Origin of the sequence: Kitasatospora sp. NPDC057518 (genome assembly GCF_042802075.1) — a bacterium.
Taxonomy (GTDB): Bacteria; Actinomycetota; Actinomycetes; order Streptomycetales; family Streptomycetaceae; genus Kitasatospora.
This window is the reverse complement of the sequence record NZ_JBHVEU010000173.1, coordinates 1-16,670: the sequence shown is the minus strand read 5'-3', so window position 1 is coordinate 16,670 and position 16,670 is coordinate 1. Positions and strand designations below refer to the sequence as shown.

Sequence of the window (16,670 nt, the reverse complement as noted above, 5' to 3'; positions counted from 1 at the left end):
GGGCTCGGGCATCAGCCCGGGCCCTTCCCGCGTTCTCCGACGGTCTTCGGGGGAGCGTCAGTCCACCTCGGCCACGGCCTCGGCGAACTGCGCCTGGTAGAGCCGGGCGTAGGCGCCGTCGGCGGCGATCAGGTGGTCGTGCGAGCCCTGCTCGACGATCGAGCCGTTCTCCATCACCAGGATCACGTCGGCGTCCCGGATGGTGGAGAGCCGGTGGGCGATCACGAAGCTGGTGCGGCCGGTGCGCAGCCGGGCCATGGCCCGCTGGATCAGCACCTCGGTGCGGGTGTCGACGGAGCTGGTCGCCTCGTCCAGGACCAGGATGGACGGCTGGGCGAGGAACGCCCGGGCGATGGTGATCAGCTGCTTCTCGCCGGCGCTGACGTTGGTGCCCTCGTCGTCGATGACGGTGTCGTAGCCGTCCGGCAGGGTGCGCACGAAGCGGTCGACGTGGGCGGCCCTGGCGGCCTCGACGACCTGGTCGCGGGTGGCCGACTCGGCGCCGTAGGCGATGTTGTCGGCGATGCTGCCGCCGAACAGCCAGGTGTCCTGGAGCACCATGCCGATGCCGGAGCGCAGTTCCTCGCGGGACATCGCGGCGATGTCCACGCCGTCGAGGGTGATCCGTCCGGAGCTGACCTCGTAGAACCGCATCAGCAGGTTGACCAGGGTGGTCTTGCCGGCGCCGGTGGGGCCGACGATGGCGACGGTCTGGCCGGGCTCGACCTTGAGCGAGAGGTCGTCGATGAGCGGCTTCTCGGGGTCGTAGCGGAAGGACACGTCCTGGAAGGCGACCCGGCCGCGCACCACGTCGGGCCGTTCCGGCATGGCCGGTTCGGCGCTCTGCTCAGGGGCGTCCAGCAGCTCGAAGACGCGCTCGGCGGAGGCGACGCCGGACTGCACCAGGTTGGCCATGCTGGCGACCTGGGTGAGCGGCTGGCTGAACTGCCGCGAGTACTGGATGAACGCCTGGACGTCACCGATGGACAGCGCGCCGCCGGCGACCCGCAGACCGCCGACGACGGCGACCAGCACGTACTGGAGGTTGCCGATCAGCATCATCGCGGGCTGGATGATGCCGGAGATGAACTGGGCCTTGAAGCTGGCGTGGTAGAGCGCCTCGTTGTGCTCGCGGAAGGTCTCCGCGGACTCGTGCTGGCGCCCGAACACCTTGACCAGGGTGTGGCCGGTGTACATCTCCTCGATGTGGGCGTTCAGTTGGCCGGTGGACTTCCACTGCTGGACGAACTGCGGCTGGGCCCGCTTGCCGACCCTGGTGGCGACGACGACCGAGACGGGCACCGAGACCAGGGCGATCACGGCGAGCAGCGGGGAGATCCAGAACATCATCGCGAGCACGCCGACCACGGTGAGCAGCGAGTTGACGACCTGTCCCATGGTCTGCTGCATGGACTGGCCGATGTTGTCGATGTCGTTGGTGACCCGGCTGAGCACCTCGCCGCGCGGCTGCTTGTCGAAGTAGCTGAGCGGCAGCCGGGCGAGCTTGGCCTCGACGTCCTGGCGCAGCCGGTAGCTCGCGGCCTGGATGGCCCGGGTGGCGAGCCGGCCCTGGAAGATGCCGAAGACGGCGGAGGCGAGGTAGATGCCGAGCACCCAGAGCAGGACGGTGCCGATGGCGCCGAAGTCCATGCCCTGGCCGGGGGTGAAGTGGACGGCGGAGAGCAGGTCGGCGACGCCGCCCTCGCCGTGGGCGCGCAGCCCGTCGATGACCTGGTCCTTGGACATGCCGGTCTGGAAGCGGGCGCCGACGACACCGGCGAAGATCAGGTCGGTGGCGTCGCCGAGGATCTTGGGGCCGATGACGGCGCAGCCGATGCCGAGCACGCCGAGGACCAGGACGCCGATCAGGGTGTTGCGTTCGGGGCGCAGCAGGCCGAGGACGCGCTTGCCGGAGCCCTTGAAGTCCATGGACTTCTCGGTGCCCTGGCCGCCCATGAAGCGGCCGGGGCCGGCCGGGCCGCGGCGGGCGGCGGCGGCCTGGGAGTCGCTGGGCAGTTCGGCGTCCTTGGCGGCGTCCTTCGGGGCGCCGTTCGCCGGGGCGCCGTCCACCGGGGCGTCCTCGGGAGCGGCGCCTCTCGGGGCGGGCCCCTTGGTCAGGTCGGGCTTGTTGCCGGGCGTGGTCACGCCGCCTCCTGCTCGGTGAGCTGGGAGAGCACGATCTCCCGGTACGTCGGGTTGTCGGCCATCAGCTCGTGGTGGGTCCCACTGCCGACGACGGCGCCCTCGTCGAGGACGATGATCCGGTCGGCGTCGCGGATGGTGGACACCCGCTGGGCGACGATCAGGACGGTGGCGTCGGAGGTCTCGCGGGCGAGGGCCTTGCGGAGCCGGGCGTCGGTGGCGTAGTCGAGCGCGGAGAAGGAGTCGTCGAAGAGGTAGACGGAGGGCCGGCGCACCAGGGTCCGGGCGATGGCCAGGCGTTGGCGCTGGCCGCCGGAGACGTTGCCGCCGCCCTGGGCGATGGGGGCGTCCAGGCCTTCGGGCAGCTTCTCGACGAACTCCTTGGCCTGGGCGATCTCCAGGGCGTGCCAGAGCTCCTCGTCGGTGGCGTCGGGCCGGCCGTAGCGGAGGTTGCTGGCGACGGTGCCGGAGAAGAGGTAGGGCTTCTGCGGGACGATGCCGACGCTCTCGGCGATCGCGGCGGGGGCGAGTTCGCGGACGTCGACGCCGTCGAGCAGGACCCGGCCGGAGGTGACGTCGAAGAGCCGGGGGACGAGGCCGAGCAGGGTGGACTTGCCGCTGCCGGTGGAGCCGATGATGGCGGTGGTCTGGCCGGGGCCGGCGGTGAGGTCGATGCCGCGCAGCACCGAGGCCTCGGCGCCGGGGTAGCGGAAGTCGACGCCGCGCAGTTCCAGGGTGCCGCGGTGCGGGACCTCGGTGACGGGGGCGGCGGGCGGGACGACGCTGCTGTCGGTGCCGAGGACCTCCTGGATGCGCTCGGCGCAGACCTCGGCGCGCGGCACCATCATGAACATGAAGGTGGCCATCATGACGCTCATCAGGATCTGCATCAGGTAGGAGAGGAACGCGGTGAGCGCGCCGATCTGCATGGCGCCGCTGTCGATGCGGTGGGCGCCGAACCAGAGCACGGCGACGCTGGAGACGTTCACCACCAGCATGACGGCGGGGAACATGATGGACATCAGCCGGCCGACCTGGCGGGAGACCTGGGTGAGGTCCTCGTTGGCGTCGGCGAAGCGGGCCTGCTCCTGGTCGTCCTTGACGAAGGCGCGGATGACCCGGATGCCGGTGATCTGCTCGCGCAGGACCCGGTTCACGGTGTCGATCCGTACCTGCATGCTGCGGAACCTGGGGCGCAGCGCGCGGACCAGCAGGACCACGACGACGCCGAGCACGGGGATGACGGCGAGCAGCAGGCCGGACAGCGGGACGTCCTGGTTGAGCGCCATGATGATGCCGCCGACGCACATGATCGGCGCGGCGACCATGAGCGTGAAGCTCATCAGGGCGAGCATCTGGACCTGCTGGACGTCGTTGGTGGTGCGGGTGATCAGCGAGGGGGCGCCGAACTGGCCGACCTCGCGGGCGGAGAAGCTCTGCACCCGGTCGAAGACGGCGGCGCGGACGTCCCGGCCGAAGGCCATCGCGGTGCGGGCGCCGTAGTAGACCGCGCCGATGGAGCAGAGGGCCTGGAGGACGGTGACCGCGATCATCACCCCGCCGACGCGCAGGATGTAGCCGGTGTCGCCCTTGACCACGCCGTCGTCGATGATGTCGGCGTTGAGCGTCGGCAGGTAGAGCGCCGCGAGGGTGGACACCAGCTGGAGCAGCACCAGCAGGGTGATCGGTCGGGAGTACGGGCGCAGGTACGCCCTCAGCAGTCTGATCAGCACTAGCACACTCTTGTCGTCGCCGGTCGGGTTCGCACCCCAATTCTCGGTGTTCTGTAGCGTCGTACAGGTCATTCGGCGTCCGGGAGCCGGAGGTTTGCCGGGCCTTTGCCGAACGGCGGGGTGCGGCACCGGTCGCGCGGGGCCGTGCCGTCGGGCGCCGCCCCCTTACGGAATGACCGGTTTCCCCCTAGGCTGCTGATTGCCCCTTTGTTACTGACCGGTACCGCTCAGGTGAACCGGGGGCCCGGCGACCGCCCCCACGGACGCCGCGACAATCCCTCAGACGGCCACCCGCCACCGGAGGTCCTCGTTGAGTTCCGCGCAGTCCCTGATCGACTCCGGCAGGCCCGACCTCGTCGCCGGGCGCCCCGCCTCCGTCGCCCACCTGTTCCTGGAGCGGGTCGCCCTGACCCCGAACGCCGAGGCCTACCGCTACCCCTCGCCGGTGGACGAGCAGGCCGCCGACGGCGCGCCCGGCGCCGAGCAGTGGCGCTCGCTCACCTGGGCGCAGACCGCGGTCCGGGTCAAGGCGGTGGCCGCAGGCCTGATGGCACTCGGCATCCGGCCCGAGGACCGGGTGGCCCTGGCCTCCTCGACCCGCCTGGAGTGGATCGTCGCCGACCTCGGCGCCATGTGCGCGGGCGCCGCGATCACCACCGTCTACCCCAGCACCAACGCGGACGAGACCGCGTTCATCCTCTCCGACTCCGGCTCCCGGGCGCTGTTCGCCGAGAACGAGGCCCAACTGGCCAAGGCCGTCGGGCAGCTCGACCAGCTGCCCGGACTGCGCACCGTGATCCTCTTCGACGCGCCCGCCGAGGCCCCCGAGACCGGCGGCCTGGACCTGCTCACCCTCGCCGAGCTGGAGGAGCGCGGTACCCGGTACCTGGCGGAGCACCCGGACGCCGTGGAGAAGGCCGTCGACGGGCTCGGCAAGGAGCAGCTGGCCACCCTCATCTACACCTCCGGCACCACCGGCCGCCCCAAGGGCGTGCGCCTGGTGCACGACTGCTGGGCGTACGAGGGCCGGGCGCAGGAGGCCAGCGGCCTGCTGGGCCCCGACGACGTGCAGTTCATGTGGCTGCCGCTGTCCCACGTGTTCGGCAAGACGCTGATCTCCGGGCAGATCGCCACCGGGCACGTGATGGCGGTGGACGGCCGGGTGGACCGGATCATCCACAACCTGCCGGCGATCCGGCCGACCATCATGGCCTCCGCGCCGCGCATCTTCGAGAAGGTCTACAACGGCATCGCGGGCCGGGCCCGGGCCGAGGGCGGCGCCAAGTACAAGATCTTCCTGTGGGCGGCCAAGGTCGCCCGCGAGCACGCCCGGGCGGTCCAGCAGAGCCGCATCGCCACCGGCACCGAGAGCGCCCCGCTGGGCCTTCGGGTGCAGCACGCGCTGGCCGACAAGCTGGTGTACGCGAAGATCCGGGCGGCCTTCGGCGGCCGGCTGCGCGGCGCGGTCTCCGGCAGCGCCGCGCTCGCCCCGGAGATCGGCTACTTCTTCATCGGCGCCGGGGTGCCGATCCTGGAGGGCTACGGCCTGAGCGAGACCAGCGCCGGCTCCTGCGTCAACCGGGCCGAGGACGTGCGGATCGGCACCGTGGGCCGCCCGCTGCCCGGCACCGAGGTGCGGATCGCCGAGGACGGCGAGATCCTGCTGCGCGGCCCCGGCGTCATGCGCGGCTACCACAACCTGCCGGAGAAGACCGCCGAGGTGCTGGAGCCGGACGGCTGGTTCCACACCGAGGACATCGGCGAGCTCAGCCCGGACGGCTTCCTGCGGATCACCGACCGCAAGAAGGACCTGTTCAAGACCTCCGGCGGCAAGTACGTGGCGCCCAGCGAGGTCGAGGGCAAGTTCAAGGCGGTCTGCCCGTTCGTCAGCAACATCCTGGTGATCGGCAACGGCCGCAACTACTGCACCGCGCTGATCGGCCTGGACGAGGCCGTCCTGCTGCCGTGGGCCGCCGAGCACGGCCTGGCCGGGAAGTCCTACGCCGAGCTGGCCGTCGAGCCGGCCGTCCACGAGCTGATCGAGGGCTTCGTCAAGCGGGTCAACGGCGACCTCCAGCGCTGGCAGACGATCAAGAAGTTCCACCTGCTGCCGCGCGACCTCGACATCGAGCACGGCGAGCTCACCCCGAGCCTGAAGATCAAGCGCCCGGTGGTCGAGCGGACCTACGCCGACGCGGTCACCGCCATGTACGCGGGCGCCAACGAGGCCTGACCGGCCCCGCCCCCGTACGGCCCGCCGGGTTCGGTCGGGCCGTACGGGACAATGGGCTCATGCCCTCCGCACTCCCCGACGGCGATCCGGTGCCGTCCGACGGTTCCCTGCCCGCACACGCCCTCGACGGGCTGGGCGACCGGCCGTTCGGCTTCTACCTGCACGTGCCGTACTGCGCCAGCCGCTGCGGCTACTGCGACTTCAACACCTACACCGCCACCGAGCTGCGCTCCTCCGGGGCCGTCGCCTCCCAGGAGACCTACGCGGACAACGTGGTCGCCGAGATCCGCCACGCCCGGAAGGTGCTGGGCTCCGCCGACCTGCCGGTGCACACCGTCTTCCTCGGCGGCGGCACCCCGACCCTGCTGCCCGCCCGCGACCTGGTCAAGATGCTCGCCGCGATCCGCGAGGAGTTCGGGCTCGCCGACGGCGCCGAGGTCACCACCGAGGCCAACCCGGAGTCCGTCGACCCGGCGTACCTGGCCGAACTGCGCGAGGGCGGCTACAACCGGCTCTCCTTCGGCATGCAGAGCGCCCGCCCGCACGTCCTGAAGCTGCTCGACCGCCACCACACCCCGGGCCGCCCCGAGGCCTGCGTGGCCGAGGCCCGAGCGGCCGGCTTCGAACACGTCAACCTCGACCTCATCTACGGCACCCCGGGCGAGTCCGACGACGACTGGCGGGCCTCCCTGGACGCCGCCATCGGCGCCGGGCCCGACCACGTCTCCGCGTACTCGCTGATCGTCGAGGAGGGCACCCGGCTCGCCGCCCGCGTCAAGCGCGGCGAACTGCCGATGATCGACGACGACGTGCACGCCGACCGCTACCTGATCGCCGAGGAGGCGCTCGCCGCCGCCGGCTACTCCTGGTACGAGGTCTCCAACTGGGCCACCACCCCCGAGGGCCGCTGCCGCCACAACGAGCTCTACTGGACCGGCGGCGACTGGTGGGGCGCCGGCCCCGGCGCCCACAGCCACGTCGGCGGCGTCCGCTGGTGGAACGCCAAGCACCCCGCCGCCTACGCCCAAGCCCTCGCCGAGCACCGCACCCCGGCCCTGGCCCGCGAGGTGCTGGCCGACGAGGACCGCCGCGTCGAACGCATCCTGCTGGAGCTCCGCCTGGTCGACGGCATCCCCCTCGACCTCCTCACCGACACCGGCCGCGAGGCCGCCGACCGCCACCTCGCCGACGGCCTCCTCGCCCCCGGCCCCTACGCCCGGGGCCGCGCCACCCTCACCCTCCAGGGCCGCCTCCTGGCCGACGCCGTCGTACGTGACCTGGTGGACTGACCGAGGGCTTACCGTGTGCGCACCTCTCCGAGCGGACCAGCCTCTTCGGCGAGGCCGTTCCTGTGGATCCGATGGGTGTGAGTCTGGTGACTGCCGACTTTCCCCGCCGTCACTCCGGCAGGGCCGTGAAGTCGATCAGTTCCTCGACCCGGCCCAGGAGTTCGGGCTCCAGGTCCTTGTAGGAGTCGACCTTCGAGAGGATGTGCTTCCAGGCCGCGGGGGTGTCCACCGGCCAGCCGAGGCGGCGGCAGGTGCCCTCCTTCCAGTCCTCGCCCCGAGGGACGGCGGGCCAGGCGGGGATGCCGACGGAGGAGGGCTTCACGGCCTGCCAGATGTCGATGTAGGGGTGGCCGACGACCAGTACCGAGTCGCCGGTGACCCGGGCGGCGATGCGGTGCTCCTTCGTGCCCGGGAGCAGGTGGTCGACCAGGACGCCGAGGCGGCGGCCGGGGCCGGGGGCGAAGTCGGCGACGATCGCGGGCAGGTCGTCGATGCCGCGCAGGTACTCGACGACCACGCCCTCGATCCGCAGGTCGTCGCCCCAGACCCGTTCGACCAGCTCCGCGTCGTGCCGGCCCTCGACGTAGATGCGGGACTCGCGGGCGACCCGGGCGCGGGCGCCGGGGACGGCGACGGAGCCGGAGGCGGTGCGGCCCGGGGTGCGGGCGGGGGCCGGGCCGGCCGGGCGGACCAGGGTGACGACCCGGCCCTCCAGCAGGAAGCCGCGCGGCACCAGGGGGAACACCCGGTGCTTGCCGAACCGGTCCTCCAGGGTGACGGTGAAGCCTTCGGCGGTCTTCTCGCAGCGCACCACGGCCCCGCAGTAGCCGGTCGCCGCCTCCTCGACCACCAGGTCCCGCTCGGCGGGCACCTCCGGGGCGGAGGCCTGCTTCTTCCACGGCGGGGTCAGGTCGGGTCCGTACTGGCGGCTGCGCATACGGGTGATCATAGGGAGGGCGGACGGCGCGTCAGAGGCCCGGCGCGCCCCAGACCGGGAACCAGCGGCTCAGGTCCTTCTCCAGCCGCAGGTCGTTCCCCAGCATCGCGTTGACCTGCAGTTCCAGCGGACTGTCGCGCCGCTCCCCGCCGCCGGGCATCGGGGCGAAGGGGTAGAACGTCCCCCGCTTGTAGAGGTAGACGAGGGCCAGCGACCGCCCGTCCGGGTCGCGGAACCCGACGAGCGAGCAGAGCAGCTGCGGCCCGAAGCCGTTCGCCTCCAGTTCGCTGTTGACCGCGTGCAGGTCGTTGACCAGTTCGGGCAGTTCCTCGGGGCGGTGCCGGGCGAGCAGCCAGGAGTAGCCGTAGCCGTCCTTGGAGGCCTCCACGGGGACGCCGCCGCGCTCGGTGTCGGCGTCCAGCAGCGCCCGGACCTGCTGCTGGACCTGGACGAAGGCCGCGCCCTCGACGGCCGCGAAGCAGACCGAGCCGAGCCCGGTGGGGGTGAACCCGGCCCCGGCCTCCAGGGTGAGCGCGGCGGACGGCACGCCGAACAGCTGGTCGAGGTCGGGCTTGACGGGCTTGGTGCGGCCGAACAGGGCGTCCAGGATTCCCACGGCGGTCCTCTCGGGTCGAAAACTGAGGCTCAGCGGCCGAGCTGCTCGGAGATCTTCGCCAGCTGCTCCAGCCGCTTCTCCAGGCTCGGGTGGGTGGAGAACAGCTGCGAGGCGGCCTCCCGGGCGCTCAGCGCGGGGGCGAAGTAGAAGGCGTTGTACGGCTGGGCCTGGCGCAGGTCCTTGCTGGGGATGGCCGCGATCTGCCCGGTCACCTTGGTGAGCGCCGAGGCGAGGGCGCTGGGGTGTCCGGTGAGCTGGGCGGCGGCCCGGTCGGCGGCGAGTTCGCGGTAGCGGGACAGCAGCCGGGTGAGCAGGAAGCTGATCGCGTAGACGACGACCGACACCAGCGGGATGATCAGCGCCAGGACGGCCGCGTTCTGGTCGTTGTTGTTGCGCCCGCCGCCCATGAACCCGCCGTACATCGCGATCCGGGTCATCGCCCCGGCGAGGACGCCGAGGAAGCCGGCGATCGTCATCACCGCGACGTCCCGGTGGGCGACGTGCGACAGCTCGTGGGCGAGGACGCCCTCCAGTTCCTCGGGCTCCAGCCGGCGCAGCAGCCCGGTGGTCACGCAGACCACCGCGTTCTGCGGGTTGCGGCCGGTGGCGAAGGCGTTCGGCATGTCGTTGTCGGCGACCGCCACGCGGGGTTTGGGCATGTCGGCCAGGGCGCAGAGCCGGTCGATGGTGCCGTGCAGCTGGGGGAACTGCTCCGGGGACACCTGGCGGGCGCCCATCGCCCGTTCGGTGATCTTGTCGCTGAACCAGAACTGGGCCACGAACAGCCCGCCGGAGATCAGGACGATCAGTGGCCAGGCGCCGCGCAGCAGCGCGATCAGCAGGCCGGTGAAACCGACGTACAGCAGCCCGATCACGAACATCGTCGCGACCATGCGGCCGGTCAGGCCGCGGTCCGGCGCGAAACGGGTGTGCTGGCCCGAGCTCGACATCGCTTGCTCCTCCATTCGCCGTCGCTTTCGATGCTGCCACCCGGACGGCCTCCCGGCACCACCCCGGCGCCGGGAGGATCGAACCGCCGGGGCCCCGCGGGCCGTGAGCGGAACTGCGGGGAGGATCACCCCGGTCCGGCCGTTCCTGCCGTAGGACCCGGGCCTTACACTGGCAGGTACGGTTTTGGCACTCGCGTGTTCAGAGTGCCAGGGCAAGGGTCTTCGGAGCGGCCCGCAGCAGCAAGGGACACAGTCGGACAACGTGCGAAGACGGAGGTGCGTGCCCCATGGCCGGTGAGGTCCGCCAGCTGGACGAACGCAAGCTCGCCGTGCTCCGCGCGATCGTGCAGGACTACGTGGGCACCGAGGAGCCGGTCGGCTCCAAGGCCCTGGTGGAACGGCACAACCTCGGGGTCTCGCCGGCGACCGTCCGCAACGACATGGCGGCGCTGGAGGAGGAGGGCTACATCCACCAGCCGCACACCAGCGCCGGCCGCATCCCGACCGACAAGGGGTACCGCCTCTTCGTCGACAAGCTCGCCGAGATCAAGCCGATGAGCGCCCCCGAGCGCCGGGCCATCCGGCACTTCCTGGACGGCGCGGTCGACCTGGACGACGTGGTCGCGCGCACCGTGCGGCTGCTCGCCCAGCTGACCCGGCAGGTCGCGGTGGTGCAGTACCCCTCGCTGACGCGCTCCACCGTCCGGCACATCGAGCTGGTGGCGCTGGCCCCGGCCAAGGTGATGCTGGTGCTGATCACCAACACCGGCCGGGTCGAGCAGCGGATGGTCGACTGCCCGGGCCCGGTCGGCGAGACGGTGCTGGCGGACCTGCGGGCCCGGATCAACGCGAGGGCCGCCGGCCGGCGCCTCCCGGAGGTCCCGGGGCTGCTGGAGGAGCTGCCGGCGCAGTTCGAACCGGCCGAGCGGCCGACCGTCAGCACGGTCCTGGCGACCCTGTTCGAGACGCTCGCCGAGCAGAACGAGGAGCGGATCATGCTGGCCGGCACGGCCAACCTGACCCGCTTCGGGCACGACTTCCCGCTCAGCATCCAGCCGGTGCTGGAGGCCCTGGAGGAGCAGGTCGTCCTGCTCCGCCTCCTGGGTGAGACCGCGGACGCCGCGATGACGGTCCGGATCGGGCGGGAGAACACCTACGAGGGGCTGACTTCCACGTCCATCGTCTCGGTCGGCTACGGTTCGGGCGACGAGAGCGTGGCGAAACTGGGTGTGATCGGTCCGACCCGGATGGACTACCCGGGCACAATGGGGGCGGTGCGAGCGGTGGCGCGGTACGTGGGCCAGATCCTGGCCGAGTCCTAGCAAAGGCCGCCGTCGGAAATCCGGCGGCGGTGACCAGTCGCAGCACTACTACAGGCGGAACAAGCGGAGCATTTGGTGGCCACGGACTACTACGCGGTACTCGGCGTCCGACGGGATGCGGGGCAGGACGAGATCAAGAAGGCGTTCCGGCGCCTGGCGCGCGAACTGCACCCGGACGTCAACCCGGACCCGAAGACGCAGGAGCGGTTCAAGGAGATCAACGCCGCTTACGAGGTGCTCTCCGATCCGCAGAAGCGCCAGGTCTACGACCTCGGCGGGGACCCGCTGTCCCCGGGCGGCGGCGCGGGCGGCTTCGGCGCCGGCGCGGCGGGCTTCGGCTTCTCCGACATCATGGACGCCTTCTTCGGCGCCGCGGCCGGCCAGCGCGGCCCGCGCTCGCGCACCCGCCGGGGCCAGGACGCCATGATCCGGCTGGAGATCACCCTGGAGGAGGCCGCTTTCGGCACCACCAAGGAGCTCCAGGTCGACACCGCCGTCACCTGCACCACGTGCAGCGGCGAGGGCGCGGCCCCCGGCACCTCGGCGCAGACCTGTGACATGTGCCGCGGCAAGGGCGAGGTCTCCCAGGTCACCCGGTCCTTCCTGGGCCAGGTCATGACCTCCCGCCCCTGCCCGCAGTGCCAGGGCTTCGGCACCGTCGTGCCGACCCCGTGCCCGGAGTGCGCCGGCGACGGCCGGGTGCGCGCCCGCCGCACGCTGACCGTCAAGATCCCGGCCGGTGTCGACAACGGCACCCGGATCCAGCTGGCCGGCGAGGGCGAGGTCGGCCCCGGCGGCGGCCCGGCCGGCGACCTGTACGTCGAGATCGCCGAGACCACCCACACGATCTTCCAGCGGCGCGGGGACGACCTGCACTGCACCGTCACCATCCCGATGACGGCGGCCGCGCTCGGCACCCAGGTGCCGCTGCAGACCCTGGACGGCCTGGAGGAGGTCGACATCCGGCCCGGCACCCAGTCCGGCCAGTCGATCCCGCTGCACGGCCGGGGCATCACCCACCTGCGCGGCGGCGGCCGGGGCGACCTGATAGTGCACGTCGAGGTGAAGACGCCCAGCAAGCTCGACCCCGAGCAGGAGGAGCTGCTGCGCCGCCTCGCGGTGCTGCGCGGCGAGGAGCGGCCGTCCGGCCAGTTCGCGCCGGGCCAGCAGGGCCTCTTCTCCCGGCTGAAGGACGCCTTCAACGGCCGGTAGCCGTCCGCGGAGGGGTGCCGGGGGCCAACGACCCCGGCACCCCTTTCGCGTGTCCGTCCCACTTCCGCACGAAAGAGGTTCCCCGTCATGACCGCGCCCGTCTTCGTCGTCGAGACCGAGCGGATCGCCGCCGCCGCGCCCGGGGCCGTGGTGCGCCTGGACGGCCCGGAGGGGCGGCACGCGGCCGCGGTGAAGCGGCTGGAGCCGGGCGAGGCGGTGACCCTGGCCGACGGGCTGGGGCTCGGCGTGGACGGCACGGTCGCCGAGGTGCTCGGCAAGGACGCGATCGACGTGCGGGTCGCCGCCGTGCGCCGCGAGCCGGAGCCCGCGCCGCGGATCGTTGTCGTCCAGGCGCTGCCCAAGGGCGACCGCGGCGAGCTGGCCGTGGAGACCATGACCGAGGTCGGCGTGGACGTGGTGATCCCGTGGGCCGCCTCGCGCTGCATCACCCAGTGGAAGGGCGAGCGCGGCGCCAAGGCGCTCGCCAAGTGGCGGGCCACCGCCCGGGAGGCGGGCAAGCAGTCCCGCCGGCTGCGCTTCCCCGAGGTCCGCGAGCCGATGACCACCCGGCAGCTGGCGCCCGTCCTGGCGGGGGCCGCGTTCGCCGCCGTGCTGCACGAGGAGGGCGCCGAACCGCTGGCGCACGCCGTGCTGCCGGAGGGCGGGGACATCGTCCTGGTGGTCGGCCCGGAGGGCGGGGTCTCCCCGGAGGAGCTGGCGGCCTTCGCCGGGGCGGGCGCCGGGCCGTACCGGCTGGGCCCCTCGGTGCTGCGCACCTCCACCGCCGGGGTGGCCGCCGGCGCGCTGCTGCTCGGGCGCACCGGCCGCTGGTCGTAGCACCCCGGGCGCACCCCCGGCAGGCCGTCGGCGCGCCCCTCGGCGCGCCCCCGTACACCCCGGCGGCGACCGCGGCACGGCCGCCCGCGGACGGCGCCGGGAGTCTGGGAAAAACGGCGCGGACGGTCCGTGTACCTGCCTAGGCTGGCCGGGTGACGGACTCCCAGAGCACCTCCCCGAACTCCTCGGCAGGCGCCTACCTTCGCCATCCCCACCTGCACGGCGACCTGCTCGCCTTCGTCGCCGAGGACGACCTCTGGCTCGCCCCGCTGGACGGCGGCCGGGCCTGGCGGCTGACGGCGGACCACCTGCCGGTCCACCACCCGAGGTTCTCCCCGGACGGGCGGCACCTCGCCTTCACCTCCACCCGGGACGGCGCCCCCGAGGTGCACGTGGTGCCGGTGGACGGCGGCCCCTCGCGCCGGCTCACCCACTGGGGCAGCCACCAGACCCGGGTGCTGGGCTGGACCGCCGACGGCCGTCCGATCGCCGCCACCGGGGCCGGCGAGGCCAGCTTGCGCCGCACCTGGGCGCACGCCGTGCCGCTGGACGGCGGCGAGCCGCAGCGGCTGCCGTACGGGCCGGTCGGCGGGCTCGCCTTCGAGCCGGGCGGCGACCGGGTGCTGCTGAGCAGTGTCAACGGCCGCGATCCGGCCTGGTGGAAGCGGTACCGGGGCGGGCGGGCCGGAAAGCTGTGGCTCGGCCGGGAGGAGTTCGCCCGGGTCCACGCGGAGCTGGACGGGCAGCTGGACTCCCCGCTGTGGGTCGGGGACCGGATCGCCTTCCTGTCCGACCACGAGGGCGTCGGCGAGCTGTGGTCCAGCCGCCCGGACGGCACCGACCTGCGCCGCCACACCGCCGACCCGGACGGCTTCTACGCCCGGGGCGCCGGCACCGACGGCACCCGGGTGGTCTTCCACCGGGCCGGCGACCTCTGGCTGCTGGACGACCTGGCGGGTGCCGAGCCGCGCCGGCTGGACGTCCGGCTGGCCGGCCCGCGGGCCGGGCGCCGCCCCCGCCCGGTGCCCGCCGCGCACTGGCTGGACTCCGTCGCCCCCGACCGCACCGGCCGGGGCAGCGCCGTGGTGGTGCGCGGCGGCGTGCACTGGCTGACCCACCGCGAGGGCCCGGCCCGGGTGCTGGACGAGACCCCGGGCGTGCGCGGGCGGCTGGCCCGGGTGGTGCCCGGCGAGGACGGCGCCCAGGGCGTGCTCTGGGTGTCCGACGCCGAGGGCGGGGACGCCCTGGAGTTCGCCCCCGACCTGCACGGCGCCGAGCGCCGCCGGCTGGCCGCGGGGCGGCTCGGCCGGGTCAACGCGCTGACGGTCTCCCCGGACGGCAAGCAGGCCGCGCTCGGCGCGCACGACGGCCGGGTGCTGCTGGTGACGCTCGCCGACGGCGCCGTGCACGAGCTGGACCGCAGCGCCGACGGCGAGCCCGGCACCCCGGCCTTCAGCCCGGACTCGGCCTGGCTGGCCTGGTCGCGTCCGGTGCGCGGGATGGGCCCGCACTCGCTGCGCCAGATCGTGCTGGCCGACCTGGCGACCCGGACGGTCGGCGAGGTCACCCAGCCGCGCTTCGTGGACACCTCGCCCTCCTTCACCGCGGACGGCCGCTACCTGGCCTTCCTGTCGGTGCGCAACTTCGACCCGGTCTACGACGCGCACGTCTTCGACCTGTCCTTCCCGAACGGCTGCCGCCCCCACCTGGTCACGCTGGCCGCCGACACGCCCTCCCCGTTCGGGCCGCAGCGGGCCGGGCGCCCGCTCGGCGGGGAGGAGGACGAGCCGAAGGCCCGGAAGGCGGACGGCGAGGCGGCGGCCGCCGACGCCGCGCCGGTGACCAGGGTGGACCTGGACGGCATCGCCGACCGGATCATCCCCTTCCCGGTCGAGGGCGGCCGCTTCGAGGAGCTGGCCGCCGCGAAGGACGGCGTGCTCTGGACCAGGGCCCCGCTGACGGGCGAACTCGGCGACGAGGCCGCCTCGTTGGACGACGACCGGCCCCGTCCGGTGCTGGAGCGCTTCGACCTGCGCAAGCGCCGGGTCGAGCAGCTGGTGCACGGCGTGGACGACTTCTCGGTCAGCGCGGACGGCACCCGGGTCGCCGTGCTGGACCAGGGCGAGCTGAGGGTCGTCCCGGCGGACCACAAGGGCGGCGACGACGAGGAGGCCGCCGTCGACCTCGCCCGGCTGCGGATCACCGTCGACCCGGCCGCCGAGTGGCGGCAGATGTACGCCGAGAACGGCCGGCTGATGCGGGACAACTTCTGGCGCCCCGATCTCTCCGGCGTCGACTGGGACGGGGTGCTGGAGCGCTACCGGCCGCTGGTCGAGCGGGTCGGCTCGCACGACGAACTGGTCGACCTGCTCTGGGAGGTGCACGGCGAACTCGGCACCTCGCACGCCTACGTGATGCCGTACGGCCGGTACACCGAGCCCGCCCGGCGCCAGGGCCTGCTCGGCGCCGACCTCGTCCGGGACGGCGGGCACTGGCGGATCGGCCGGATCCTGCCGGGGGAGTCCTCCGACCCCAGGGCCCGCTCGCCGCTGGCCGCGCCCGGCGCGGCGATCCGCCCGGGCGACGCGGTGCTCGCCGTCAACGGCCGCCCGGTGGACCCGGTGACCGGCCCGGCCCCGCTGCTGGCCGGCACCGCCGGGCAGCCGGTCGAGCTGACGGTGGCCGGGAAGGACGGCACCGACCGGCGCCACCCGGTGGTCGTCCCGCTCGCCGACGAGGAGGCGCTGCGCTACCACGACTGGGTGGCCGGGCGGCGGGCCGCGGTGCGCGAGCTGTCCGGCGGGCGGCTGGGCTACCTGCACATCCCCGACATGCAGACGGCCGGCTGGGCCCAGCTGCACCGCGACCTGAGCACCGAGATGGCCCGGGAGGGCCTGGTCGTCGACGTCCGGGGGAACCGGGGCGGCCACACCTCGCAGCTGGTGATCGAGAAGCTGGCCCGCCGGATCATCGGCTGGGACGTCATCCGGGACACCGACCACCCGGTGCCCTACCCGGCGGACGCCCCGCGCGGCCCGGTGGTCGCGCTCGCCGACGAGTTCACCGGCTCGGACGGCGACGTGGTCAGCGCCGCCATCCAGGTGCTCGGCATCGGCCCGGTGGTCGGCACCCGCACCTGGGGCGGGGTGATCGGCATCGACAGCCGCTACCGGCTGGTCGACGGCACCCTCGTCACCCAGCCCAAGTACGCGCTGTGGCTGGAGAAGTACGGCTGGGGCCTGGAGAACCACGGCGTCGACCCGGACGTCGAGGTGCCGTTCGCCCCGCACCACTGGGCGGCCGGCGAGGACCCGCAGCTGTCCGAGGGCGTCCGGCTCGCCCTGGCGAAGCTCGCCGGGGCCCCGGCGCGCACCGCGCCGCCGCTGCCCTGGGCGTAGC

General features: G+C 73.3%; 11 protein-coding genes. 6 read left to right on the top strand and 5 right to left on the bottom strand.

The window, feature by feature from the left end; translation table 11 throughout:
- Positions 1 to 57 precede the first annotated feature (57 nt).
- Together ACFU7Z_RS19345 and ACFU7Z_RS19340 are read right to left on the bottom strand one after the other, a co-directional pair.
- Entirely contained in the window at positions 58 to 1,956 is a 1,899-nt protein-coding gene (locus tag ACFU7Z_RS19345; RefSeq protein ID WP_049651921.1) for an ABC transporter ATP-binding protein, read from the bottom strand.
- A 185-nt stretch (positions 1,957 to 2,141) separates the two neighbouring features.
- Positions 2,142 to 3,875: an ABC transporter ATP-binding protein gene (locus tag ACFU7Z_RS19340; protein ID WP_049651919.1), complete on the bottom strand. Its 1,734-nt coding sequence runs from the start codon at positions 3,873 to 3,875 to the stop codon at positions 2,142 to 2,144.
- 310 nt (positions 3,876 to 4,185) lie between these two features.
- Between ACFU7Z_RS19340 and ACFU7Z_RS19335 the strand changes: the two genes are divergently transcribed.
- Together ACFU7Z_RS19335 and hemW are read left to right on the top strand one after the other, a co-directional pair.
- The gene (locus tag ACFU7Z_RS19335; RefSeq protein ID WP_380778434.1) at positions 4,186 to 6,108 is read left to right on the top strand and encodes an AMP-dependent synthetase/ligase; all 1,923 of its coding nucleotides are present in this window, start codon (positions 4,186 to 4,188) and stop codon (positions 6,106 to 6,108) included.
- Between the two features lie 59 nt (positions 6,109 to 6,167).
- On the top strand, positions 6,168 to 7,397 hold the full coding sequence (hemW, locus tag ACFU7Z_RS19330; RefSeq protein WP_049651917.1) for a radical SAM family heme chaperone HemW: 1,230 nt from the start codon (positions 6,168 to 6,170) through the stop codon (positions 7,395 to 7,397).
- Between the two features lie 109 nt (positions 7,398 to 7,506).
- On the opposite strand, the gene ACFU7Z_RS19325 is transcribed toward hemW, so the two are convergent.
- The 3 genes from ACFU7Z_RS19325 to htpX are packed head-to-tail and all read right to left on the bottom strand — an operon-like array spanning position 7,507 to position 9,900.
- On the bottom strand, positions 7,507 to 8,334 hold the full coding sequence (locus ACFU7Z_RS19325) for a DUF3097 domain-containing protein (RefSeq protein WP_380778431.1): 828 nt from the start codon (positions 8,332 to 8,334) through the stop codon (positions 7,507 to 7,509).
- Positions 8,335 to 8,365: 31 nt separating this feature from the next.
- Positions 8,366 to 8,950 carry a hypothetical protein gene (locus ACFU7Z_RS19320; protein ID WP_049651914.1) on the bottom strand — a complete coding sequence of 195 codons (585 nt, stop codon included), beginning with the start codon at positions 8,948 to 8,950 and terminating at the stop codon, positions 8,366 to 8,368.
- Between the two features lie 29 nt (positions 8,951 to 8,979).
- Positions 8,980 to 9,900: a zinc metalloprotease HtpX gene (htpX, locus tag ACFU7Z_RS19315; RefSeq protein WP_049651913.1), complete on the bottom strand. Its 921-nt coding sequence runs from the start codon at positions 9,898 to 9,900 to the stop codon at positions 8,980 to 8,982.
- A 287-nt stretch (positions 9,901 to 10,187) separates the two neighbouring features.
- On the opposite strand from htpX, the gene hrcA reads away from it, so the two are divergent.
- From hrcA to ACFU7Z_RS19295, 4 genes are all read left to right on the top strand, one after another.
- A complete protein-coding gene (hrcA, locus tag ACFU7Z_RS19310; protein WP_049651912.1) occupies positions 10,188 to 11,222 on the top strand; it encodes a heat-inducible transcriptional repressor HrcA in 1,035 nt (344 codons plus the stop codon).
- 75 nt (positions 11,223 to 11,297) lie between these two features.
- Positions 11,298 to 12,434 carry a molecular chaperone DnaJ gene (gene dnaJ, locus ACFU7Z_RS19305; protein WP_049651911.1) on the top strand — a complete coding sequence of 379 codons (1,137 nt, stop codon included), beginning with the start codon at positions 11,298 to 11,300 and terminating at the stop codon, positions 12,432 to 12,434.
- A gap of 87 nt (positions 12,435 to 12,521) precedes the next feature.
- Entirely contained in the window at positions 12,522 to 13,271 is a 750-nt protein-coding gene (locus tag ACFU7Z_RS19300) for a 16S rRNA (uracil(1498)-N(3))-methyltransferase (protein ID WP_375876393.1), read from the top strand.
- 152 nt (positions 13,272 to 13,423) lie between these two features.
- Complete coding sequence (locus ACFU7Z_RS19295; RefSeq protein ID WP_117487724.1) at positions 13,424 to 16,669, top strand: S41 family peptidase; 3,246 nt, start codon at positions 13,424 to 13,426, stop codon at positions 16,667 to 16,669.
- Position 16,670: the final 1 nt, after the last annotated feature.